Here is a 22,566-nt window from a genome sequence, read left to right on the forward strand (position 1 = left end):
CTCAATCATATATGGGTACGGTTCAGTGTTCAGCCCACTGGATCGACTTGATATCGACGCCTTCCAGGTGCATGTCCCACAAAGGCGACAGCGAGCGTAGATGCTCGACCGCCTTGACCGTGTGATCGATGGCGTATTCGATATCGTCCTGGGTGGTGAAGCGTCCCAGGCCGAAGCGCAGGCTGGTATGGGCCATCTCGGCATCCAAGCCCAGGGCGCGCAGCACATAGGACGGTTCCAACGAGGCCGAGGTGCAGGCCGAACCCGACGACACCGCCAGATCCTTCACCCCCATCATCAGCCCCTCGCCCTCGACGAAGGCGAAGGAAATGTTGATGTTGCCGGCCACTCGGTTATCCAAATCGCCATTGACATAGATTTCCGGCAGGCGCTGACGCAGGCCGCCGAGCAGGCGGTCGCGCAGGCCGCGCAGACGTTCGGTTTCCGCCCCCATTTCGGCTTGGGCAATGGCGCAGGCTTCGCCCAGGCCGACACATAGCGGTGTCGCCAGGGTGCCTGAACGCATGCCGCGCTCTTGGCCGCCGCCATTGATCATCGGCACCAGCCGCACGCGCGGCCGCCGACGCACGAACAAGGCGCCGACGCCCTTGGGGCCATAAATCTTATGGCCGGAAATGGACATCAGATCGATGTTCATGGCGTTGACGTCCAGCGGAATCTTGCCCACGGCCTGAGCGCAATCGGTGTGGAAGAAAGCGCCCTTCTTGCGACACAACGCGCCAATCTCGGCCAGCGGCTGGATCACCCCGATCTCGTTATTGACGCCCATCACCGAAACGATGGCGGTCTTGTCGGTGATCGCCGCATCCAATTCGGCCAGATCGATCAGGCCATTGGTCTGCACCGGCAGATAGGTGACCTTAAAGCCTTCTTGTTCCAGATGGCGGCAGGTATCGAGCACGCATTTATGCTCGGTCACCACGGTGACGATGTGATCCCGCTTGCCTTTGTAGAACTGGGCAACGCCCTTGATCGCCAGATTGTTGGATTCGGTCGCGCCCGAGGTGAAGATGATTTCCTTGGCATCGCCGCCGATGATGGCGGCGATCTGTTCGCGCGCCACCTCCACCGCTTCTTCCGCTTCCCAGCCATAGGCATGATTGCGCGAATGGGGATTGCCGAATTTTTCGGTGAAATAAGGCAGCATCTTATCGACCACGCGCGGATCGCACGGCGTGGTGGCCTGATAGTCGAGATAAATCGGCTGTCCCGGGCGCCGGCCGATGGAGGAGTTGGTCATCGCTTCAGGTCCTTTCTTTAAGGCGGCGATTACGCCGCATCCTTGACTGTTTTTCCTTTCCGCCGGGCGAAATCGCACCATGCGGCCAGGAAAGCTTCGATCTCTTCGGCCCGGCTGTCGGTCCCTAAGCTGACGCGCACGGCGCAGCCGGCAAAGGACTGATCCAGGCCCATGGCTTCCAGCACCGGGCTGGACGCTACCTTGCCCGATGAACAAGCGGCCCCGGCGCTGACCATCACCCCGGCCAAATCCAAGGCCATCACCTGAAGCTGTGCCGGAATATGCGGCAAGATCAGGCATGAGGTGTTGCACAACCGGGGCAGCGCACCGCCCACCACCACCGCCTCGGGCAACCGGTCCGCCACTTGGGCTTCCAGCCAATCCCGAAGCCTGCTCATCCTTGCCGGACCATCGCCCCCATCGACTTCCGCCGCGGCCAATCTGGCGGCGACGGCGAAGCCAACAATGCCGGCAAGATTCTCGGTTCCCGCTCGACGACGTTTCTCCTGACCTCCTCCTAGCAAGATGGGTGCCAAGGAAATGTCGGGTTTCGACAACACTAAACAACCCGTTCCGGCCGGACCGCCCATTTTGTGTGCGCTCAATGTCAGAAAGTCGACACCAAGTTCCGACAAAAAAACAGGCATCCGCCCCAAACCCTGGGCCGCATCGCAATGAACCAGGGCGCCCCGCCCATGGGCGATGCGCGCCACCTCCGCCACCGGCTGAATGATGCCGGTCTCATTGTTGGCCAGCATGACCGACACCAAAGCCGGACGCTCGTCTTGGGCCAGCATCCGCTCCAGCGCCGCCCGATCGACGACGCCATCGCCGGTGACCGGAATGATCTCGGCCGCGGCGCATTCCCGCACGGACGGATGTTCGATTGCCGACACCAGCAGCCGCGAACGACCACTGCCGCGCAAGGCCAAGGCATTGGCCTCGGTCCCGCCCGAGGTAAACACCACCCCCGCGGCATCGGCGCCGATTGCGGCGGCAACGCCGCGCCGCGCCTGTTCAAGCACGGCACGGGCGCGACGACCAAAGGCATGGACCGAGGATGGATTGCCGGCGGCCGACAGCACGTCAACCATGGCCGCCACGACCTCGGGTCGCGCCGGCGCGCCGGCGTTATGATCGAGGTAGGCCGACAGGGTCACGGAACAATCGCCTCCTTGGCGTTCAACGGGGGTTACTGAGCGGCAACGGTGCCGGTATTGCCATGAAACATGCCCGAACTGCCCAAGATCCGGCGTTCGCACACATCGGCCAGCGACACCGCCGACAGGTACAGATAAATCTGGTTGCCCAATTCTTCCCACAGATCATGGGTCAGGCAGCGGCCCTTGTTGTGGTGGCAGCCAGCCGGCGAACCGGGCGAGCAACGGGTGGTCTGAATCGGTTCATCCACCGCCAAGATGATATCGGAAATGCGCATCTGCGGGGCCGGACGCGACAGCAGATAGCCGCCACCGGGACCGCGCACGCTTTTCACCAATCCGCCCTTCCGCAGCTTGCCGAACAATTGTTCGAGATAGGAAAGCGAGATTTCCTGACGTTCGGCGATATCAGCCAAAGCGACCGGGCTTCCTTGCGAATGACTGGACAGATCGACCATCGCCATGACGGCGTAACGACCTTTGGTGCTGAGTTTCACTGCTGTCTCTCCTGAACGTTCGGACCCCAGTCCGAAGGTTAAAACATTGCCCCGGTCTTAAGGCGGCCCCAGCCGCCAGTGACCGGTTTCAGCCGCCGGCGGCCTGATTACGGTCATCTTCGCCCAGCACCACCACGTTATCCGGGTGACGCGGGTGAAGTTCAATGTCGCGCGCACTTTCCAATTCATGCACCCGCTCGACCAAGGTGTTGACCTGGGCGCGCAGATTGTCGATGGCGCGGGCCACCGGATCGGGCAAATTCTGGTCATCCAAGCCATAGGCGCAAAATGTCGGCTCGCCGTCCTTGGGTTTGCGCAAAACGGCACGGGCCGGAATGCCGACCATGGTGACGCCGGGCGGCACCTCGGTCAGGACCACGGCATTGGCGCCGATGCGCGCCCCCTTGCCGACGACGATCGGCCCCAGAACCTGAGCGCCGGAACCGACGATGACGTCGTCTTCCAAGGTCGGGTGACGCTTGCCCTTGTGCAGCGAGGTGCCGCCCAAGGTCACCCCGTGATACAAGGTGACGTCATCGCCGATGATGGCGGTTTCGCCAATCACCACGCCGGTGCCGTGATCAATGAACAAACGGCGGCCGATGGTGGCGCCGGGATGAATTTCGATGCCGGTGAACACCTTGCCGACATGGGAAAGAACGCGCCCCAGCACCTTCAGACCCACGCCCCAGCACCAATGCGACAAGCGATAAATAAGCAGCGCGTGCAGCCCCGGATAGCACAAAACCACTTCGATCCACGAATGCGCTGCCGGGTCTCGGCTACGAATCGAAGCGATATCTTCGCGAAGGGACTTGAAAACCATGGCCGGCAATATGCTAATCTTCCCGCTTGAGGACGCAGCCCGTTGATGTCTCAAGGACCAAGGGGGGCCTTAAGGCCGGGCTGCATTCACTGAAGGTGAATATAGGATGCCCGACAAAGCCGGTCAAGTATGACCGGAAATAAGCCCAAAACCCGTCACCCATTCCCCGACGCGTAAACTCGGGAATTCCCCGTTTGCGCCGCGATAAAAAACCATTACAGGTAGGGGGCATAATGCCTGAGGTCATTTTCAACGGAGCCGATGGACGCCTGGAAGGCCGTTATCACCATTCCAAGACGACCAACGCACCCATCGCGCTTTTGCTGCATCCGCATCCGCAGCACGGCGGCACCATGAACAACAAGGTGGTTTACGCGCTTTACAACGCCTTCGTGAAGCGCGGCTTTTCCACATTGCGCTTCAATTTCCGCGGCGTCGGCCGCAGCCAGGGGAAATTCGACGCAGGCCAGGGCGAATTGTCCGACGCCGCTTCGGCCCTGGATTGGATGCAAAATTATAACCCCAATGCCCAGGCCTGCTGGGTGGGTGGTTTTTCCTTCGGCGCCTGGATTGGCATGCAATTGCTGATGCGCCGGCCGGAAATCGACGGCTTCGTCTCGGTGGCGCCGCCGGCCAACGCCTATGACTTCACCTTCCTGGCCCCCTGCCCGTCTTCCGGCCTGATCGTTCACGGCACCGCCGACGAAGCGGTGCCGGAAGCTTCGGTGGCCAAGCTGGCGACCAAATTGGGCAGCCAGAAGAATATCCGGGTGCGCTACCGCACGGTGGAAGGCGCCAACCACTTCTTTGGCAATCACTTGGACACGCTGGCCGAGATGGTCGATCAGTATCTGAGCGAAAGCCTGAGCGACACCGGCAGCGCCCAGCCGGGCGTGGCCGTGGCCGCCGCCGCCGCCCCCTGACCGGCGATAGAGTCAAAGCCCCCGCCGGCAGGTCCGACGGGGGCTTTTTTTCATAAAAAAACGCCCGCCAAAAGGCGGGCGCTTTCCAGACGGAACCGCGATCCGATTACTCGGCGTGGTGATCCTCGTCGTCATGATATTGCGGCGCCACCGGGGCGCCGGCGCGGCCACGGCCGATGGCCACTGCCTTTTCCAGGTCGGATTCGGAACACAGACCCAGGGTCACCGGATTGCGCGGCTTGATGTTGGCGGCGTTCCAATGGCTTTTTTCCCGCACCGACTGGATGGTCGGCTTGGTGGTGCCGATCAGCTTGCACAACTGGCTGTCCGACAATTCAGGGTGATGCTTGAGCAGCCAAGCCAAGGCGTCGGGTCGATCCTGGCGCTTGGACACCGGGGTGTAGCGCGCCCCCTTGGGCTTGGCCCGCGGCTGCGGATAATCGGTGATGTTCAGCTTCAGATGGGCATCGGGATCGGCTTCACAACGTTCCACCTCGCCCTTGACCAATTGGCCGTTGGCGACGGGGTCCATACCGACGATGCCGGTCGCCACTTCGCCGTCGGCGATGGCTTGCACTTCCAGCGAGTGCAGGCCGCAGAACTCGGCGATCTGCTCAAAGCTGAGGGCGGTATTTTCGACCAGCCAGACGGCAGTTGCCTTGGGCATGAGCGGCAGAGCCATGAATCCTCCTTAAAGGTCTCGATCGGAACCGGCCGGTCAAGGCTTCGGTCCCGGTGCCGATGGCAGGCACATGAGGGAATTGTCGTAGTTATATGGGACGCCGCCCGGCGGGTCAAACGGTCAACACGATCTTGCCCACATGGACGTTGGATTCCATCAACCGGTGGGCCTCGGCCGCCTGAGCCAGCGGGAAAACCGCATGGATCAGCGGACGAATGCGACCCGCGGCGACCAGCGGCCAGACGGCGGTTTTCAGCCCTTCGGCCATGCGCGCCTTGGCTTCATCCGATTGCGGACGCAGCGTCGAGCCGGTCAAGGTCAATCGCTTGAGCATTACCGGCATCATGTTCATTTCCGCCACCGGGCCCTTCAAAAAGGCGATATTGACCAACCGCCCATCCATGGCCAGACATTTGACGTTGCGCGGCAGGTAATCGCCGCCGACCATGTCCAAAATGACATCGACGCCCTTGCCGCCGGTTTCCGCCTTGATCACCTCGACAAAATCCTCGGCGGCGTAGTCGATGGCGCGGTCGGCCCCCAGATCACGGCAAGCGGCGCATTTGGCCGCGCCATTGGCGGTGGCGAACACCGTCGCCCCCAACGCCTTGGCCAATTGAATGGCGGTGGTGCCGATCCCCGAAGCGCCGCCATGGACCAAAAACCGCTCGCCCGCCTTCAGGCCACCGCGTTCGAACACGTTGTGCCAAACGGTGAACAAGGTTTCCGGCAACGCCGCCGCCTGGACCAGGTCCAGACCGGCGGGCACGGCCAGGCAATGGCGCGCGGCGGAAACCGCGTATTCGGCATAACCGCCGCCGGCGGTCAGCGCGCACACCGCATCCCCCACGGCCCAGCCATCCACGTCGTCGCCCAGGGCGGCGATGGTGCCCGCCACTTCCAGGCCGGGCAGGTCCGAAGCGCCGGGCGGGGCCGGATAGGCGCCCTGGCGCTGCAACACATCGGGACGGTTGATGCCGGCGGCGGCCACCTTGATCAACACCTGCCCCTTGGCCACAGCCGGCAAGGGCCGCTGAACCGGCGTCAAAACATCGGCGGCGCCGGGGGTGGAAATCTCGATGCAGGTCATGGTTTCAGGCAGCATGGCCGTGTCTTTTCCTTGGTCTGTCCCTGGTCGAGTCAATCTGGTACGTTCATGCCGTCATGGCAAGCGGCGAAGGAGGCCCCATGGACTGGGAAGACCTGGACCCCAAGAAAACCCCGGCGCAAAGGCGCAATCTTGAAATCATGGGGGTGACCGAATTGCGCGAATATATCGACCAGTTGCAGGCCGAGATCGTCCGCGCCGAAGCTGCCATCACCGCCAAGGAATCCGTCAAACTGGGGGCCGAGGCCCTGTTCAGAAAGCTATAAGGGGAATCACAATGTTGAAGGGACGCAACGCTGTCGTCACCGGCTCGACCAGCGGCATCGGCCTGGGCATCGCCCGCGCTTTCGCCGCCCAAGGCTGCGGTATCATGCTGAACGGCTTCGGCGACGGCATCGAGGCGCTGCGCGCCAGCCTCGCCGATGAATTCGGCGTCACCGTGCTTTACAATGGCGCCGACCTGTCCAAGGCCGATGAATGCGTCGCCCTGATCGCCGACGCCCAGTTGCGGCTGGGATCGGTGGACATCTTGGTCAATAATGCCGGCATCCAACATGTGGACGCGGTGGAAAACTTCCCCGCCGCCCGCTGGGACGCGGTGATCGCCATCAACCTGTCATCGGCCTTTCACACCATCCGCACTGCCCTGCCCGGCATGAAGGCACGCGGCTGGGGCCGGCTGATCAACGTCGCCTCGGTGCACGGTCTGGTGGCTTCGACCAACAAGGCCGCCTATGTGGCGGCCAAGCACGGCATCATCGGCCTGACCAAGGTCGTCGCCTTGGAAAATGCCGAAACCGGCATCACCTGCAACGCCATCTGCCCCGGCTGGGTGCTGACGCCCTTGGTGCAAAAGCAGATCGACGCGCGGGCCGAAGCGCAAGGCATCTCCATCACTGATGCCGGCCGCGATCTGCTGAGTGAAAAGCAGCCGTCCAAGCGCTTCACCACCCCCGAACAGCTGGGCGAACTGGCGGTGTTCCTGGCGTCGGATGCCGCCGGCAACATGACCGGCAGTTCGTTGACCATGGATGGCGGCTGGACCGCCCAATGAGCAAAAGCGTCGCGGCCCGCAAGGAAGACTTCCGCTTTCTTGCTCAAATACAGACACGGTGGTCGGACAACGATATGTTCGGCCACATCAATAACGTGGAATACTACCGTTTCTTCGAGATGATCGTGGTGGAATTCCTGCGCGGGCCGTGCGCCATGGATTTGTTGAACAGTCCGGTCCTGACCTTCGCCGCCGAAAGCCTGTGCCGCTTTCGGCGGCCGCTATCCTGGCCGCACGGCGTCGTCGGCGGGCTAAAGATCGAACATTTGGGTAATTCCTCGGTCCGCTACGCCATCGCCCTGTTCGACGACAGCAGCGATGACGCCGCCGCCGATGGCCACTGGACTCACGTCTTCGTCGATCGTCAGAGCCAACGCCCTATTGCCATCCCCGAAGCCATCCGACAGGTGTTCCTCGGCCACCAGTAGCGTGCGATCTCCGCCAAAAGCGCCAAACCTCCTCCGAAAAGATCAGAAGGCCGAACCGGGCTATTTCTCCCGTTTCAGCAGGACCCTGACGTTTGGCGTATGGTCGAAAGTATCGCTGTGCCAAGCAACATCTTCGACCCGATAAATCTTGCCGCTGCGGGATTGGATGACCCCGCCAATGCGACAACTGATTTCGGCATCGAAAAAGTGGTTTATCTCGCTCTTGTCGAACGATTCCGTGACGACGAAGCGCATAATGACCTCACAGACCGAGATAATTACATCACCATCACTATGACAATGGCGTCATTACTATTCAATATTTATAATTTTATCCAATTTAACATTCACTTTGCCGCTATTTTTGTCTCTTGATATTTTTTGGGAATATTCCATCTTAGGTGGACCGGGTGCCATGATGTGGCCTCGGCGGGGAAAATGCCCAAGGCTTCGGGGGAGCCGCGGACGCAACAGGAGTGTTGCCATGCAGCAGCCGGCCTTTTTTGGCGGGACCTATGACGAGGCCATGACATTGATGGTCGAAGCCCGTAATTACATGTCCTATGTGGAAGAACGCGAACGCCGCAAGGTCGAAGCCATCGCCGGGCTGCGCATGTCGTGTGAAGCCATGCGGGTGACCTCGCGGCTGACCCAGGTGATGGCTTGGCTGATGATGCAACGCGCCGTGCACGAGGGTGAAATCGATTCGACCGCCGCCCTGGCCGAGCCCAACCGGCTGTCGGGATTCGAAGTCTGCCTTGACCATTCGTTCGGAGCCGATGAAAACCTGCCCACCGGCTTGCGCAGCCTGCTGGAACGCTCGTTGAGGCTTTATCAGCGCATCGCCCGCCTGGAAAACCAGATGCTGCAACGGCTGAATTAAAATTATCCCGGCGAACAGCTCAGCGGAAAGACACGCCGGTCCTTATTTCCAACTGATTTCGTACATGGTGATGGGATCGCGAAACCCCTTCACCGCCTTGGCCCCGACCGACCGGAACAAGGAACTGGGCTTGCCCGCCAATTCCATCACCGAAGCCGTGCACAGGATTTCATCCGAATTGGTGGCGGCGCAAACGCGCGCGGCCAATTGCACGGTGGAACCGAACAGATCGTCTTCTTCCTGAATCGGTTCGCCGGCATTAAGGCCAATGCGCAAATGCAGGGTTTGGGTGGGCATACGGGTGTTGTGTTCGGCCACCTGACGCTGGACCACGATCATGGCGTCAACCGCCGCCCCCGCCGACAGGAACGAGGCCATGATGCCATCGCCGGTATGCTTGACCTCGTGACCGCCGAATTTGGACAAGGCGTTGCGGACAATCAGGTTGTGACGACGAACGATTTCCTGGGCGGCGGCATCACCGCGGATCTGGGTCATGTTGGTGGAATCGACCATGTCGGTGAACAACACCGTCATCATCTGCCCCTGCGTCTGGTCGGTCTTGCGGTTCCAGTCGCGGAAAACATCGCGCAGCGAGATATGCGCCCCCATCTCATCGCCCAGCAAATAATTGCCCATGGCGTTGCGCCCGGCCTCGATCACCGACATATAGCGCGCCTCGCGGCGATATTCCGGCAGCTTGTCAAAAAAGCTGCGGGCCATCTCGCCGCGCGTCCCCAAGACGTCAAGCGCTTCGCTCATCAACGGCACCTTGGCGGCGGCGCCCAATTTACGGAACTCGGCCAAAGCCTCGACGGCGCCGGCCATGTACAGGTGCAGGGCGAATTTATTGTAATTGTCCATGCCGATGCGTTCTTGCCGGCATTGCTCCAAGGCGCCATCAAGAAAGCGCGACACCTTGGGCATCTGGGATTCGACGCTTTGGCTCGGAACCGCCGGCTCATCGCCCTTGCTTTCCGCCGTCGGCTTGTCTGGCGGTTGTTGTTCTTGCGCCTGCTCCTGACTCGCCGCCGCCGCCATCACCTCGTCCGGTGACGGATCGTCGGCCAAATCCAGATCCAGTGGCGGCAAATCGTCGTCGTCGGCGGCGCTGCTTTTGGGAGCTTCTTGCTGCGCTTCCTTGGCCAATTTGTTCAAGGATTTCTTCATTTCCTTGCTCAGGCCCGATTTCGACGGCGCCGCCGCCGCCGCGCCGGCCAGGGCCAAGTGCGGCGCCCGGAACTTGGGCAAGGCGGTCTTGCGCGGCAGAAATTTCAGCGCCAGCGGCACCGAGGTCATCAGGAAGGTCAGGGCGAAAATAATCATCAGCAACTGGGAATAGCTGTTGGCATCGACCTTGATGCCAAAGCCCATCTTCCACAGCATCAAGATGACATTGGGGGTCAGCTTGATGGCCAGCAGGGCGGCCGCCAGCCCCAAGGCGACAATGGCCAGCAGACGGCCAAGCAATTGACGGGCCTGGGCGATCTCTTCATCCGACGCCTTGGACTTGGGCCGTGCGGCTGGCATGCGTCGGGCGGCGGCGGCAGGTGTCGAACGGGCGGCGGAAGCAACCTTCCGCCCGCCGCCAGCTCCCCCGGCCCGCGCGGATGGCGTGGCTGGCGCCGGGCTGGCGCGCTCAGGGTTCTTGCCCCCGGTCACATAAATTTCGGCTTCTTCGAAGGCGTTGTTGTCGGTGTAATAGGTTTCGCGAACTACCCGAACTTTGATCTTCAGGGCGTATTCAAGTTCCTTGGCTTCGGCCAAGGCACTTTCGCGCTCCATGCGAGGAAAACGCGCATGCAGCATCCATCCGCGGCCTTCGAGGACGTAAACCTCGTAGTGGACGATGATCATGGTCTATGCGCGTCCGCCTATTCGGCCCGAAAGCCTCCCTATCCCTGCCTGCTGTACCGTCTTCACGGGACGAAGTCCACCATAAAGCAAAGAAAGCCGCCAGACCATAATCCGGCGACTTTCTTCGTTCTGGCAACCGTGCGGCAAAGCCGCTGGCGGCAAACTTACGACTTGATGCCGAAGCTGGCGAACCGCTTGTTGAACTTGGCGATCTGGCCACCCGAATCCACCATGCGATGCACGCCGGTCCAAGCCGGATGGGACTTGGGATCAATGTCCAGACGCAGAGTGTCGCCGGCCTTGCCCATGGTCGAACGAGTCTTGAATTCGGTGCCGTCCGTCATCACCACGTTGATCTCATGGTAGTCGGGATGAATGTCGTTCTTCATGGCCGTCCTGCTTTGCAAATCGAAGGGGCCCTCTATACAGAAAACCCCATGAGGGTGCAAGCGCGGGGTTTATTTTTTTTCACACTGGGTTTCACGCCAGGCTGGCGCGCACCGCGTTCAGCAGATCGTCACGGCGAAACGGCTTGGGCAAAAAGGTGTTGGCGCCCGAAAGCCGCAGCCGTTCCGACAACATGGCCCGACGCTGATCGGTCCCGCCCGGCACGGCCAGAATCCTGGCCCCGGCCGGCGGTTCGTCGATGCCGTCGGCGATAACCAGATCGGCGGGACGCAGCGTATGGCGCGACTGCGCATCACCGCCATCGACAGCGACCACCACCTCGTATCCGGCACTTTCCAAAATGGATTTCAAGGCCTGCCTGGCCCGTGCCTCGGTCTCGATGACCATGATGCACTTCATGGATGTCTCCCTCTGTCGGCGGGCCATCTGACGTGGCGCCTGCATCGCTGACTGTATCACCACCGCACGGCAAAAGGTCCAATTAAAATACGGTTATGACCTGAGGACTTGGCGAGAGCGGCGGGGTTAGGTACCATCCGCCGCCAGTTGAAAAGGATGTGCCATGAGCGTTGATGAAAGCCGTTTCGCCGCCGCCGCCGACGATCTGCTGAACCGTATCGCCGACAGCGTCGACGATATTTTAGGGGACGATATCGACGCCGAAATTCAAGGCGGCATCCTGACCATGTCCCTGGATGGCGGCGGTCAATACGTCATCAACAAACATGGCCCCAACCGGCAAATCTGGATGTCGTCGCCGTTCAGCGGCGCCAGCCATTACGATTTCGCCGAGGGGCAATGGATCTCGACCCGTGACAGCGCCAACCGGCTGCCGCAGGTTCTGGCCGACGAGCTGAAGGCCAAATACGGCCAGGACCTGAACTTCTAAACCGGAACCGGCAACAAGGCTTGGGCCGGCTGACGCCAATGCAGGCCGTCAACGGCGCCACAGGCCGGACAGGCGCTGGTCCAACCGTCGGCCGGCTTGCCACAGGCGGCGCAGTACCACGCCGGCTCTCCTGGGGCCGCGGCGACCTTCAGCAGCCAAGCCTGGGCCGCCGGCTCGTCTTGGCGTTCTTCCCGCTCCAGCCGCGCCAGCAGGATATAGACACCGCCGCTGGGCCGTTGCGCCGCCGCCAGTTCCAGATGGGTCCGGGCTTGTCCCCACAGCTTGGCCGCCAAAGCAGCTTCGGCCAGGGCGATGTGACCGTCGGCGGCGTCGGGATTGGCCTTGACCAGCTTTTCCAGACGCTTGACCCGTTGCAGCGGCGTTTCCGCCGGCGCCAGGGCGATCATCGCCTCGACCAGAATCGGATGTGGCGCAACCTGCCAAGTGGTGATCAGGGCGGCGGCGGCCTTGCGGTCCTTCCCGGCGCGATGCAACAGCCGCGTGGCGCGGACCGTCGCCTCGACCAGGGTAAAGTCGCCCTGATGGGCCTTTACCGCCAAAGCCAAGGCCCCGGCCTGATCGCCATCTTGTTCCGCCCGGACCGAACGCTCGAAATGAACCAAGGCCTGACGATGACGGATATCCTCGACCGGTAAGGCCCGGCGCTTCCGCGCCTCGGCCAGGGTCGCCTCGGCTTCCACCCACTGGCCGGCACGGGCCTGCAAATCGAACAGACTGGCCGCCAGCCCCTCGACCGGCACCCCCAAGGCCCAAGCCCGACGGGCGTAATCCAAGGCACCGGCATTGTCGCCATGACGCTGAGCCAGGGTCAGCAGACCTTTCAGACCCAACAAGGCGGTCTGTGGCCGCTCGACCATGGCGCTCAGCCGCTTCTCCGCCTCGCCCTCGTCGCCGGCGAGTTCCGCCGCCTGGGCGGTCAACAGACCGGTCAGCACCGGGTCAGCCAGCAGCTTGTCGGCACGGCGAGCCAGCTTGCCGGCACTGCGGCGATCGCCGGCGGCCACCGCCGCCAATCCATCGGACAGCGCCGCATAGCCCTGACGCCGCCGCCTTTCCCGCCGAATGGCAAGAAAGCGCCCCGGCGCCGCGATAATCGAACCAACCAGCCGCACCAGTACCGTGACCACGGCCATGAAGGCAAGCATGGCCGAGATCAGCACCGGCACACTGGTATCGACACGCCAGCCTTGCCAATGAATGGTCACCGAACCGGGGCGATCAGCCAACCAGACGGCCCCGCCGACCAAAGCGGCGACGACCAGGGCGAACAGGAAGAGCCGGCGCGCCATCACTGCTTCGCCCCCACCTGGGCGACCACATGGGCGGTCAGCGCCGATGCGGCCTTGTCGGCGATCAGCCGCGCCTGTACGTCGCCCAACCAGGGGGCGGCGATCTCGGCGGCGACGGCGGGCAGGCTGATGATTTCAGCGGCGGCATGCTCGAGATCGTCCTCGGCCAGACGGGCTTCGGCACGGGCGACAATGGCGGCGGTGCTGGTCCCAGCGGCGTCGCCATCCTCGCGCCGGACAACCACCAGCGAGGTCAGGCGGTCCAGGGTCTGGCGCCACCAGCTTTGTTCCGCCGGCAGAACCTGGGCACGGACCAGATCGGGGGCCAGACGGTGAAACCGGCTGATCAGAATGGGAGAGGTGGGAATGCCGACCGTGGCGCGGTTTTTCAAAGTGGCGGCGATGGTCACCACCTCGGGATCGGAACCGGCAAGGGCTAAAAGCGCCCGCAACTCGGCATCGTACGGCATGGCCCGGGCCAAGGCTTCGCGCAATTGGCCGACGGCCAGCAGAACCGCCACCGCCGACGAACGCCGCGCCTGCACTTCGCGCAACTCGGCATCAATCTTTTCCACTCGATCGGCCAGCCGCAAAACAGCGGCGGCATCGGCGCTGGTGCGCTTCAACTCGGCGACCTGCTTGCCCAGGTCCTCGACCTCGCCGACCAGCCGAGCCGGCACTTGCGGCTGCGCCTGCAAAGCCTGGATCGCCGTCTCGGCCTTATCGAAACGCCCCGCCAAAGCGGCGCCGTCATCCCCTTGCGGCCGCATTTCCAACTGTGCGAGACGATCGCGCAGACCATTCAGCTCGACCCGCATGGAATCGGTGTCGGTGGCCGGGCGAAACACCGGCGATTGCGGCGCCGAAGCGACCGAGGGGGCCTTGGCCGGCGGCAGCACCAAACCTTTCCATTGATCGAACGTGGCGACGCCGCCGCCAACCACGGCAATGGCCACCAGGGACAGCGCCAGAGCGGCCCATGGGCCGCCGGATTTTTCCTTGGCCGCCGTCGCCGTCTCTGCTGCGTCGTCTGATGGCGTCTCCGATTTAGGGACTAAAGACGCCTCCGGTTCGGCAACAATCGCGGTGTTTTCCTCGTCCGAGGGTGGCTTTTGGCTTTCGGTCATGGATTATCCCCGCTTCAAATCGTGATCCAGCGCCGATAACAGCGCCGCTTGCGTCGGTGCGTCGGCCACCCGAATGGTGGACCACGGCAAACCCGCCAATTCCCGCGCAACGGCGGGACTAAGGGCATAGGCGACAATCCCGGCGCACCATCCCCCGGCACCGGCATCGATGGCCAGGGTAACAAAGGTTGCCGCCGTGCGGGGAGAGAAAAACAAGACAACGTCGATCCCCCCCTGCTCCAGGGTGGTGATCAGCCCGGCGGACAAGGCGGTCGCGGTTCGGGCTTGGTACAAAACCACGCGGCGCACGACAAAGCCGGCCGCCCCCAGCATCCCCGCCAGATCGCCGGCGGTCACCGTTCCGGCGGCGTGTAAAAAGCCGCCGTCTTGCGGCCGGCACCGGGCCGCGACCAAAGCGGCCAGGTCGTCGACGTCGCCGCCGGCGCTTTCCACCCGCTGATAGCCCAGTTCCCGCGCCACGCGGGCCGAGGCATCGCCCACCGCCCATACCGGCAGCGAACGATCCGCCAGTTCCCGCGCCAGCGCCCGCACACCATTGGCCGAGGTGGCCAAAATCCCCTGGATGCCGATAGCGGAAACCTCGGCCCCGGTCACCGGCACGATATCGAGCAACGGCTCGACCATCACACCGACACCGCGCAGCGTCAGTTCCGCCGCCAAGGCCTCGGAATCTTCACGCGGGCGGGTGACCAACGCCGTCGTCACCACAATCAGGCCTTGAAGTCGAAAAAACCCGGCCCGGCGACGCCGATCAGTTCACGCCCGGCATCCTCGCCCATGGCCTGGGCATCGGCCAAGGAACCTCTCCGACTGACGGCATGAATGGTGCGGCCGTCGGGACTGACGATCAGACCTCGAAACGACAGCGTGCCGCCGTCAATTTCGGCCAAGGCGGCGATGGGGGTTCGGCACGAACCGTCCAGCGTCAGCAAAAAGGCCCGTTCAGCGGTGATGCGGACCATGGTTTGCGGGCAATTGAGCGCCGCCAGAAAATCCAACGCCCGCTGATCGTCGGCGCGGCAGGTGATGCCGATGGCGCCTTGGGCCACCGCCGGCAACATCTCCTCGGCTTCCAGCGCGCTGGTGGCATGTTCGGACAGGCCCAGGCGATTAAGGCCGGCCATGGCCAGCAAAGTGGCGTCAACCACCCCTTCACTCAGCTTGCGCAACCGGGACTGGACATTGCCCCGGAAGTTCACCACCTTCAGATCAGGACGGCGATTAAGAATTTGGGCGCCGCGCCGCAAGCTGGCGGTGCCGATCACCGCGCCCGCCGGCAGATCGGCGATGCCGGTGGCTTTCAGCGATAAAAAGGCGTCACGCACGTCTTCGCGCGGCAACACGCAAGGTAAAACGATGCCGTCGGGCAGAACCGTCGGCACATCCTTCATGGAATGGACGGCCAGGTCGATGCGGCCATCGAGCATGGAATCGTCCAATTCCTTGGTGAACAATCCCTTGCCGCCGATTTCGGCCAGCGGCCGGTTCTGGATCAAATCGCCGGTGGTCTGAATGACCTGAATGGCGATGGCGTCCGCGGTCGCCAGGACGGGCCAGGCGGCGGCCAGGCGGTCGCGGGTTTCGTGCGTCTGGGCCAAGGCAAGCGGCGATCCGCGCGTGCCGATGGTGAGCTGAGCGGTGTTTACGGTTTTCGTCATGATCAGCCTGTTGTAGGTAATGATGGCGTATCTGGAAAGGGCTTTTCGGTGCTGATTCTTGGAATCGAGACAAGTTGCGATGAAACCGCCGCGGCAATCGTCGACGGCGACCGCCGCATTCTGGCTGATGTTGTGCTGTCGCAAATTGACGTTCATCGTCCCTATGGTGGAATCGTGCCCGAAGTCGCCGCCCGCGCCCATTTGGAAAATGTGGACGCCATGGTGGCCGCGGCGATGAAGCAGGCCGGCGTCGGCTTTGCCGATCTTGATGCGGTGGCGGCGACCGGCGGTCCCGGCCTGATCGGTGGCGTCATGGTCGGGGTGATGACCGCCAAGGCCATCGCCTTGGCCGCCAACAAACCATTCCTGGCCGTCAACCATCTGGAAGGTCACGCCTTGACGGCCCGGCTGACCGACGGCGTCGACTTTCCCTATTTGCTGCTGCTGGCCTCGGGCGGGCATTGCCAATTGCTGGCGGTGCTGGGCGTCGGCGATTACCGCCGCCTGGGCACCACCATTGACGACGCGGTGGGCGAAGCCTTCGACAAGGCGGCCAAGATGATCGGCCTGGGCTATCCCGGTGGCCCACAAATTCAAGAATGGGCGGCCAAGGGCAATCCCACCCGCTTTTCCCTGCCCCGGCCGATGAAGGGCAAACCCGGCTGTGACTTCAGTTTCTCCGGCCTGAAAAATGCCGTGCGGCTGCTGGTGGAAACCCTGCCCAAACCGCTGTCCGACACCGATATCGCCGACGTCGCCGCCGCCTTTCAGACCGCGGTGGCCGAATCGGTGGCCGACCGCACCAAACGCGCCATCGACATCTTTACCCGGCAATGGCCGCACGGCCGCCATCTGGTGGTTGCCGGCGGCGTCGCCGCCAATGCGGCGTTGCGGGCGGCGTTGACCGTGCTGGCCGCCCGCTCCGGCCTGGTCTTTTTAGCGCCGCCGCTGAATTTATGCACCGACAACGCCGCCATGATCGCCTGGGCCGGGGTGGAACGCTTCCGTCTGGGATTAGTCGATTCCTTGGATTTCGCCCCTCGCCCACGCTGGCCGCTGGACCCCACCGCCCCCAAGGCGGCCGGCGCAGGAATCAAGGCCTAACCCATGCCGTGGCCATGGCTGATCGCCGAAATCCCCGCCATGCCCGATGATTGGGCCCAGGCCTTCGACGAAGCCATGCGCGACATTGCCCGCCTGCACCTGCCGCCGCAATTTCGGGTCATCCGCGTGTTCGAAGCGTTGGGGACCCTGCGCATCGAATGGCGCCATGCCGGCGCCATCGACAACGATGTCGCCCGCATCGCCCTGAAATTGGCCATCCGCACCGATTCCTGGTGCATGGACCCCAACGATACGTCGTTCTGAGACTTGCCAGGGCCGCGCATAATGCCCATACTTTCTATATGGAAAGGGGGCACGCGCATGCGACAGATCGCAATGGCGGTGTTAATTGGGCTGGCGGTGATTTTCCCGGCAGCGGCGCAAGAAGTGGTGGTGGCGCTGACCGATTCCACCCCCAATTTCAGCATGCGCCAGCCTGACGGCAGCACCACCGGCATCAACGTCGAACTGGCGGCCTTGCTCTGTTCGCGGATCGGGCTGCACTGCCGGTATCAGCCCATGCCGTTGGCCGCCCTGGTGGCGCAGATCCGCGATGGCCACGCCCAGATCGGCTTTGGCAATCTGATCAAGACGCCGGAACGGGCGCAAACCATGCTGTTCTCGCAGCCTTATTGGCGTTCAACCTCCGTCTTCATCGGCCGTCGTGACTTGGCCGGGACCTCCATGACCAAGCTGGTGCAGGGCCGCAAGGTGGCGGTGCAAGAGGGGTCGCGCCAAGCCAAATGGCTGCATGATAACTTTGGCGCCGACTTCACCCCGGTCACGAAACCGACGATTTCCGAGGTAATCGCCGCCCTGAAGAACAATCACGCCGATCTGGCCCTGGCGCCGATGATGACCGTTCAGCCCTTCCTGATCACCCCATCGGGGGCCGAATTCGGCTTTGTCTCGGACCCGATTGACGCCGGCTGGCCAGTCCATATCGTCATCGCCAAGAACCGTCCGGATTTGCAGGCGAAGATCGACGAAGCCCTGGAAGAGGTAACCCGTGACGGCAGCCTGGGCCGGATCGTGCGCGCTTATGTCCCCTTTGATATTTTTTGACGCTTCAGCGCCCCTTGCGGGCGCGGCCAGGCCTGCGCCCGGTGAGGGAAAATGATGAAGCTTAGACCGTGATGCACATTTAGGGCATCACGGTCTAAGGCCGGCGCAAGATGATGCCGAAGCCGCATTCCCCCGAACGAACCGCCGGCTCGACCCAGGTGGCGTCGGCGGCGGCGTCGCCATAAAGCGCGGTCAGATCGGCCCACAGACGCGCCATGCTTTCACATAGCACGATGTCATCGAAGACCACGACGCGGGGCGCCAAAAGGGCATCGAAGATGCTGAAATGGGCCAATGTCGATGGATAATCATGGGCGCTATCGACAAACAACAAATCGATGGGCTGATAGTCAAAGGCTTCCAGCACCGCCCGCACGGTCGGATCAGCGGCGGCGTCGCCGACGATCCGACAAATGCGCGGATCGAATTGCTCGAGCTTGAGAGCGGCATCGACAATATCCACCGTCACCAGCTTTTCCTGCGTCGATCCCATGCCTTGAGCCATGGCCCAAGCCGAACCGCCAAGTCGGGTGCCGATTTCAAGAACCCGGCGGCACCCTTGCTGGCGCACCAACCCGGCGAGGAAATGATAATAATCGCCGGCTTCGTATCCGTCGCACACTTGCGGCGGAATGACCTGGATTGACGAACCGACCGCCTGGGCGTCCTCGATCATCCGTCGCAGCGCCGGGGCGACGGGGCGCCGCGCCTTGCCCAAGGCCAACGCGGACAGGGATAGCGGCACGGCGATCTCGGCCGCGCCCAAACGCACGACGTAACGGCAACCATTCACCTTGACGTTGGCGATCGTTCGGCCCGAGAAAAATACATGGGGATAACGCAAGCACCACCGCCCGCCCCCCAATTGGGCCACCTGGTCAACATCATCAACACAAGCGTCAAGCACATGACCATCTTCGCTTAAGGCGAAAGCGTCGGTGCGATTGATCGCCACCCCCGCCCATTCCGCCAAAGCCTCCAGATCAAGCCGCCATGCATGGCGGCGCTCATGGCGCAGAAACCGCGAGACATCGACCGCCATGCCGGTCCAGTGCTCCAGTTGCCGGGCAATCGTCCGGGCACGATCCGGGGTCAGCCAGGCCGCGGCGATCAGATCGACCCGATGATCGCCAATGGCCAACGTATATTTCCGCCCATTGTCCAAGGGCGAGGAATTGTCACTGGTGGCAAAGCGGACCGTCCCGGCCCAATGGGAATAGCGGCCGGCGCCAAGCGAGCGGATTTCGGAATGAGGCTGGTGCGGGGACGGCAACGCAACCCCATCCTCCAGCACGACCAGGCGTGACCCATAGGCTTGCATGGTATCGGCCGCTTCGCCCGGAAAAGCCTCGGCCACACCTTCGGCAATCCAGCAAAAACGCTCTTCATACCTGAAATTCAGTGTCACATTCCCAGACATTGCAGCCCCCGTGCGGTTCTGAAAAACACAGTGTCGGCGCACTGGTAAACAAAGCCTTGCCTCGCCCGGTATCATGGTCGATCAAAACCGCGAATGACGCGGGTCCATACACGAGCATCCTTGACCTGAGTGGCCCGAGCATGGCCCAATCCGCCCCCGGATTTCCGCCAGCAAGGGTGCGCGCCATGGATAATTTCACCTTCCATAATCCCGTTCGGCTGATCTTTGGCCAAGGCCAGATCGCGCAGTTGAGCAAGGAAATTCCCACCGGCGCCCGCGTGCTGTTCGCTTTTGGCGGTGGCTCGATCAAAACCAATGGCGTCTATGATCAGGTGGTCGCGGCCCTCCAGGGCGCCGGCCTGCATTGGGCGGAATTCGCGGGCATCGAGCCCAACCCGCGCTATGAGACCCTGATGCAGGCGGTGGAACTGGCGCGACGCGAAAAGCTGGATTTTATCTTGGCGGTAGGCGGCGGCTCGGTCGCCGATGGCTGCAAGTTCATCGCCGCCGCCATTCCCTTCGTCGGCGACCCCTGGGATATCTTGGCCAAGCGCGCCCGCATCACCCAGGCGGTGCCGATGGGCATCGTCCTGACCCTGCCGGCCACCGGTTCGGAAATGAATTGCTTCGCCGTGGTCAGCCGCGACGAAACCCACGAAAAGCTGTCATTTGGCCACCCGGCGGTGTGGCCGAAATTCTCGGTTCTCGACCCGCACAGCACCTATAGCCTGCCGCCGCGCCAGCTCGGCAACGGCATCGTCGATGCTTATGTCCATGTGCTGGAACAATATCTGACCTTCCCCGCCGCCGCCCCGCTGACCGACCGGCTGGCCGAGGCGGTGCTGTCGACCCTGGTGGAAATCGCCCCGCGGGCGATGGCCAATCCGCCCGATTATCAGGCCCGCGCCAATTTGATGTGGTGCGCCGCCATGGCCTTGAACGGTCTGGTCGGATCGGGGGTGCCGCAAGATTGGGCCACCCATTATATCGGCCACGAACTGACCGCGTTGAGCGGTATTGATCACGCCCGCACCCTGGCCGCCATCTGGCCCGGCGTGATGGCGCTGAAATTCGAGGCGAAAAAGGCCAAGCTGGCCCAATACGCCGAGCGAGTGTGGAATATCCGCGACGGATCAGAGGACGAACGCGCCCTGGCGGCCATCGCCAAGACCCGCGCCTTTTTTGAATCGGTGGGCGTGCCCACCGGCCTGAGCTCTTACGATCTGCCCGCCGATATCGCCGCACAGATCGCCGGCCGGCTGGCGGCCCGCCATCAGGCGCCCTTGGGCGAACATGGCGACATCGACAGCGCCATGGTCAAACGGATAGTGGAAGCCGCCTAGCAATATGTGGTAGATGATCAAGGCATGATCCACACCACCTTGATAATCGGCGGCGCCCGCTCGGGCAAAAGCGTCTATGCGGAAACCCTGCTGACCGCGGGCGCGGCCTTGTATCTGGCCACCGGTCAGGCCTTTGATGATGAAATGGCCGCACGGATCCGCTTGCATATGGACCGGCGCGGCCCCACCTGGAGCACCATCGAGGAACCGCTGGAGCTGCCGCAGGCCCTGGACCGACATCTCGACCCGGCCCGCCCCATCCTGGTCGATTGCCTGACCCTGTGGATCAGCAATTTGATGCATGCCGGCCGTGACGTCGGCTGTGAAACCGAAGCCCTGGCCGAGGTGCTGGCCACGGCGCGGGGAACAGTGGTGCTGGTCTCCAACGAGGTCGGTCTGGGACTGGTGCCGGAAACCCGGCTGGGCCGCGACTTCCGCGATCATCAGGGCCGCGTCAACCAGCGGATCGCCCAAATTTGTCACCGCGTGGTGTTCGTCGCCGCCGGATTGCCCCTTGTCTTGAAGGATAGTGTTTGATGCGCAAAGTCCCCGCCACCGTCATCACCGGCTTTCTTGGCGCCGGCAAGACCACCTTGGTCCGTCATCTGATGGAACATGCCCACGGCCGCCGCATCGCCCTGATCGTCAATGAATTCGGCGATATCGGCATCGACGGCGATTTGCTGGCGTCATGCGGGGTGCAGGGCTGCACCGAGGACGACATCATCGAACTGGCCAATGGCTGTCTATGCTGCACCGTCGCCGACGAATTCCTGCCGACCATGCAGGCATTGCTGGATCGCCCCAATCCGCCCGATCACATCATCATCGAAACCTCGGGCCTGGCCCTGCCCAAGCCGCTGGTCAAAGCCTTTCAATGGCCGGAAATCCGTTCCCGCGTCACCGTTGACGGGGTGCTGGCGGTGGTCGATGCGGCGGCGGTGGCGGCCGGACGTTTCGCCGACACGCCGGAACAGATGGCCCAGCCCGACCACGACAACCCGTTGGAAGAAGTGTTCGAGGACCAATTGGCCTGCGCCGACATGGTGCTGCTCAACAAGGCCGATCTGCTGGATGACGCCGCACTTGGCCGCACCCACGCTGAACTGGCCGCCAAGCTGCGCCCCGGCGTGCGGGTGATCCGCACCAGCCGCAGCGCCATCGACCCGATGATCGCCCTGGGCCTGTCGGCGGCGGCCGAGGATGATCTGGCCGCACGCCCCAGCCACCACGACGGCGAAGACGGCCACGATCACGACGATTTCGAAAGCTTCGCCGTCACCTTGGCCGAAATCGCCGATCCGGCGGCACTGGAAGGCCGGCTGATCCAAGCCATCGCCGATCACGATATCTTGCGCCTGAAAGGCTTTTTGGCGGTATCGGGCAAACCGGCCCGCCATGTGGTGCAGGCGGTCGGCACCCGCATCGAACGCTGGTTCGACCGCCCGTGGCAGGCCGGCGAAGACCGCGTCAGCCGGTTGGTGGTGATTGGCGAAAAAGGCCTGGACCGCACCGCCATCGAGGCGGCCATCCTGGCCTAGA

The 22,566-nt window shown here is 62.9% G+C and carries 27 protein-coding genes; 13 read left to right on the plus strand and 14 right to left on the minus strand.

The window, feature by feature from the left end:
- Positions 1–22 precede the first annotated feature (22 nt).
- From KEC16_RS07485 to cysE, 4 genes are all read right to left on the minus strand, one after another.
- Positions 23–1,261: an IscS subfamily cysteine desulfurase gene (locus tag KEC16_RS07485; protein WP_211547431.1), complete on the minus strand. Its 1,239-nt coding sequence runs from the start codon at positions 1,259–1,261 to the stop codon at positions 23–25.
- 29 nt (positions 1,262–1,290) lie between these two features.
- On the minus strand, positions 1,291–2,421 hold the full coding sequence (locus tag KEC16_RS07490; protein WP_211547434.1) for a cysteine desulfurase family protein: 1,131 nt from the start codon (positions 2,419–2,421) through the stop codon (positions 1,291–1,293).
- Positions 2,422–2,453: 32 nt separating this feature from the next.
- Entirely contained in the window at positions 2,454–2,918 is a 465-nt protein-coding gene (locus KEC16_RS07495; protein WP_211547436.1) for an Rrf2 family transcriptional regulator, read from the minus strand.
- 88 nt (positions 2,919–3,006) lie between these two features.
- The gene (gene cysE / locus KEC16_RS07500; RefSeq protein ID WP_211547438.1) at positions 3,007–3,744 is read right to left on the minus strand and encodes a serine O-acetyltransferase; all 738 of its coding nucleotides are present in this window, start codon (positions 3,742–3,744) and stop codon (positions 3,007–3,009) included.
- 233 nt (positions 3,745–3,977) lie between these two features.
- Between cysE and KEC16_RS07505 the strand changes: the two genes are divergently transcribed.
- On the plus strand, positions 3,978–4,667 hold the full coding sequence (locus KEC16_RS07505) for an alpha/beta hydrolase (protein ID WP_211547440.1): 690 nt from the start codon (positions 3,978–3,980) through the stop codon (positions 4,665–4,667).
- A gap of 106 nt (positions 4,668–4,773) precedes the next feature.
- Here KEC16_RS07505 and KEC16_RS07510 read toward each other — a convergent pair whose 3' ends face one another.
- On the minus strand, positions 4,774–5,349 hold the full coding sequence (locus tag KEC16_RS07510; protein ID WP_211547442.1) for a DUF1013 domain-containing protein: 576 nt from the start codon (positions 5,347–5,349) through the stop codon (positions 4,774–4,776).
- Between the two features lie 112 nt (positions 5,350–5,461).
- On the minus strand, positions 5,462–6,454 hold the full coding sequence (locus KEC16_RS07515) for an NAD(P)H-quinone oxidoreductase (RefSeq protein ID WP_211547444.1): 993 nt from the start codon (positions 6,452–6,454) through the stop codon (positions 5,462–5,464).
- 83 nt (positions 6,455–6,537) lie between these two features.
- Here KEC16_RS07515 and KEC16_RS07520 point away from each other — a divergent pair, with 83 nt between their 5' ends.
- The 5 genes from KEC16_RS07520 (at position 6,538) to KEC16_RS07540 (ending at position 8,822) form a co-directional block, all read left to right on the plus strand.
- Entirely contained in the window at positions 6,538–6,723 is a 186-nt protein-coding gene (locus KEC16_RS07520) for a DUF1192 domain-containing protein (RefSeq protein ID WP_211547446.1), read from the plus strand.
- Positions 6,724–6,734: 11 nt separating this feature from the next.
- Positions 6,735–7,511 (plus strand): 3-hydroxybutyrate dehydrogenase, encoded by a 777-nt coding sequence (locus KEC16_RS07525; RefSeq protein ID WP_211547448.1) that lies wholly within the window; start codon positions 6,735–6,737, stop codon positions 7,509–7,511.
- The gene (locus tag KEC16_RS07530; RefSeq protein ID WP_211547450.1) at positions 7,508–7,939 is read left to right on the plus strand and encodes an acyl-CoA thioesterase; all 432 of its coding nucleotides are present in this window, start codon (positions 7,508–7,510) and stop codon (positions 7,937–7,939) included. The genes KEC16_RS07525 and KEC16_RS07530 overlap by 4 nt, the downstream gene beginning before the upstream one ends.
- A 99-nt stretch (positions 7,940–8,038) precedes the next feature.
- Positions 8,039–8,314 carry a hypothetical protein gene (locus KEC16_RS07535; RefSeq protein ID WP_211547452.1) on the plus strand — a complete coding sequence of 92 codons (276 nt, stop codon included), beginning with the start codon at positions 8,039–8,041 and terminating at the stop codon, positions 8,312–8,314.
- A gap of 109 nt (positions 8,315–8,423) precedes the next feature.
- The gene (locus KEC16_RS07540; RefSeq protein WP_211547454.1) at positions 8,424–8,822 is read left to right on the plus strand and encodes a DUF1465 family protein; all 399 of its coding nucleotides are present in this window, start codon (positions 8,424–8,426) and stop codon (positions 8,820–8,822) included.
- Positions 8,823–8,864: 42 nt separating this feature from the next.
- Here the strand turns inward: KEC16_RS07540 and KEC16_RS07545 are convergent, their stop codons facing one another.
- The 3 genes from KEC16_RS07545 to KEC16_RS07555 all read right to left on the minus strand — a co-directional run bounded on the left by KEC16_RS07545 (position 8,865) and on the right by KEC16_RS07555 (position 11,486).
- Complete coding sequence (locus KEC16_RS07545) at positions 8,865–10,679, minus strand: adenylate/guanylate cyclase domain-containing protein (protein ID WP_211547456.1); 1,815 nt, start codon at positions 10,677–10,679, stop codon at positions 8,865–8,867.
- 164 nt (positions 10,680–10,843) lie between these two features.
- A complete protein-coding gene (rpmE, locus tag KEC16_RS07550) occupies positions 10,844–11,068 on the minus strand; it encodes a 50S ribosomal protein L31 (RefSeq protein ID WP_024079159.1) in 225 nt (74 codons plus the stop codon).
- Positions 11,069–11,159: 91 nt separating this feature from the next.
- A complete protein-coding gene (locus KEC16_RS07555; protein ID WP_211547458.1) occupies positions 11,160–11,486 on the minus strand; it encodes a response regulator in 327 nt (108 codons plus the stop codon).
- A gap of 163 nt (positions 11,487–11,649) precedes the next feature.
- Here KEC16_RS07555 and cyaY point away from each other — a divergent pair, with 163 nt between their 5' ends.
- Positions 11,650–11,976 (plus strand): iron donor protein CyaY, encoded by a 327-nt coding sequence (cyaY, locus tag KEC16_RS07560; RefSeq protein ID WP_211547460.1) that lies wholly within the window; start codon positions 11,650–11,652, stop codon positions 11,974–11,976.
- On the opposite strand, the gene KEC16_RS07565 is transcribed toward cyaY, so the two are convergent.
- Genes KEC16_RS07565 through hemC form a run of 4 tightly spaced genes read right to left on the minus strand, consistent with a single transcriptional unit; the run spans position 11,973 to position 16,092 of the window.
- The gene (locus KEC16_RS07565) at positions 11,973–13,286 is read right to left on the minus strand and encodes a heme biosynthesis protein HemY (protein ID WP_211547462.1); all 1,314 of its coding nucleotides are present in this window, start codon (positions 13,284–13,286) and stop codon (positions 11,973–11,975) included. The two genes, cyaY and KEC16_RS07565, sit on opposite strands and share 4 nt — an antisense overlap.
- Positions 13,286–14,413 (minus strand): COG4223 family protein, encoded by a 1,128-nt coding sequence (locus tag KEC16_RS07570; protein ID WP_211547464.1) that lies wholly within the window; start codon positions 14,411–14,413, stop codon positions 13,286–13,288. Before KEC16_RS07570 ends, KEC16_RS07565 begins: the two co-directional genes overlap by 1 nt.
- A 3-nt stretch (positions 14,414–14,416) precedes the next feature.
- Positions 14,417–15,139, minus strand: a complete 723-nt coding sequence (locus tag KEC16_RS07575; RefSeq protein WP_211547466.1) for a uroporphyrinogen-III synthase — start codon at positions 15,137–15,139, stop codon at positions 14,417–14,419.
- Between the two features lie 5 nt (positions 15,140–15,144).
- On the minus strand, positions 15,145–16,092 hold the full coding sequence (gene hemC / locus KEC16_RS07580; RefSeq protein WP_211547468.1) for a hydroxymethylbilane synthase: 948 nt from the start codon (positions 16,090–16,092) through the stop codon (positions 15,145–15,147).
- 48 nt (positions 16,093–16,140) lie between these two features.
- Here hemC and tsaD point away from each other — a divergent pair, with 48 nt between their 5' ends.
- Genes tsaD through KEC16_RS07595 form a run of 3 tightly spaced genes read left to right on the plus strand, consistent with a single transcriptional unit; the run spans position 16,141 to position 18,261 of the window.
- Positions 16,141–17,196, plus strand: coding sequence for a tRNA (adenosine(37)-N6)-threonylcarbamoyltransferase complex transferase subunit TsaD (tsaD, locus tag KEC16_RS07585; RefSeq protein ID WP_211547471.1), 1,056 nt, complete (start codon positions 16,141–16,143; stop codon positions 17,194–17,196).
- Positions 17,197–17,199: 3 nt separating this feature from the next.
- The gene (locus KEC16_RS07590) at positions 17,200–17,460 is read left to right on the plus strand and encodes a hypothetical protein (RefSeq protein WP_211547473.1); all 261 of its coding nucleotides are present in this window, start codon (positions 17,200–17,202) and stop codon (positions 17,458–17,460) included.
- A gap of 57 nt (positions 17,461–17,517) precedes the next feature.
- A complete protein-coding gene (locus KEC16_RS07595) occupies positions 17,518–18,261 on the plus strand; it encodes a substrate-binding periplasmic protein (RefSeq protein ID WP_211547476.1) in 744 nt (247 codons plus the stop codon).
- Positions 18,262–18,355: 94 nt separating this feature from the next.
- Here KEC16_RS07595 and KEC16_RS07600 read toward each other — a convergent pair whose 3' ends face one another.
- The gene (locus KEC16_RS07600) at positions 18,356–19,681 is read right to left on the minus strand and encodes an O-methyltransferase (RefSeq protein ID WP_211547478.1); all 1,326 of its coding nucleotides are present in this window, start codon (positions 19,679–19,681) and stop codon (positions 18,356–18,358) included.
- Positions 19,682–19,866: 185 nt separating this feature from the next.
- On the opposite strand from KEC16_RS07600, the gene KEC16_RS07605 reads away from it, so the two are divergent.
- From KEC16_RS07605 to cobW, 3 genes are read left to right on the plus strand one after another with little or no spacing between them, the layout of a single operon-like run.
- Positions 19,867–21,024 carry an iron-containing alcohol dehydrogenase gene (locus KEC16_RS07605; protein ID WP_211547480.1) on the plus strand — a complete coding sequence of 386 codons (1,158 nt, stop codon included), beginning with the start codon at positions 19,867–19,869 and terminating at the stop codon, positions 21,022–21,024.
- 24 nt (positions 21,025–21,048) lie between these two features.
- Positions 21,049–21,561 carry a bifunctional adenosylcobinamide kinase/adenosylcobinamide-phosphate guanylyltransferase gene (gene cobU, locus KEC16_RS07610; RefSeq protein WP_211547482.1) on the plus strand — a complete coding sequence of 171 codons (513 nt, stop codon included), beginning with the start codon at positions 21,049–21,051 and terminating at the stop codon, positions 21,559–21,561.
- The gene (cobW, locus tag KEC16_RS07615; protein WP_211547484.1) at positions 21,561–22,565 is read left to right on the plus strand and encodes a cobalamin biosynthesis protein CobW; all 1,005 of its coding nucleotides are present in this window, start codon (positions 21,561–21,563) and stop codon (positions 22,563–22,565) included. Before cobU ends, cobW begins: the two co-directional genes overlap by 1 nt.
- Position 22,566 lies beyond the last annotated feature (1 nt).

This window comes from Magnetospirillum sulfuroxidans, from assembly GCF_018224925.1.
Classification (GTDB): Bacteria; Pseudomonadota; Alphaproteobacteria; order Rhodospirillales; family Magnetospirillaceae; genus Magnetospirillum; species Magnetospirillum sulfuroxidans.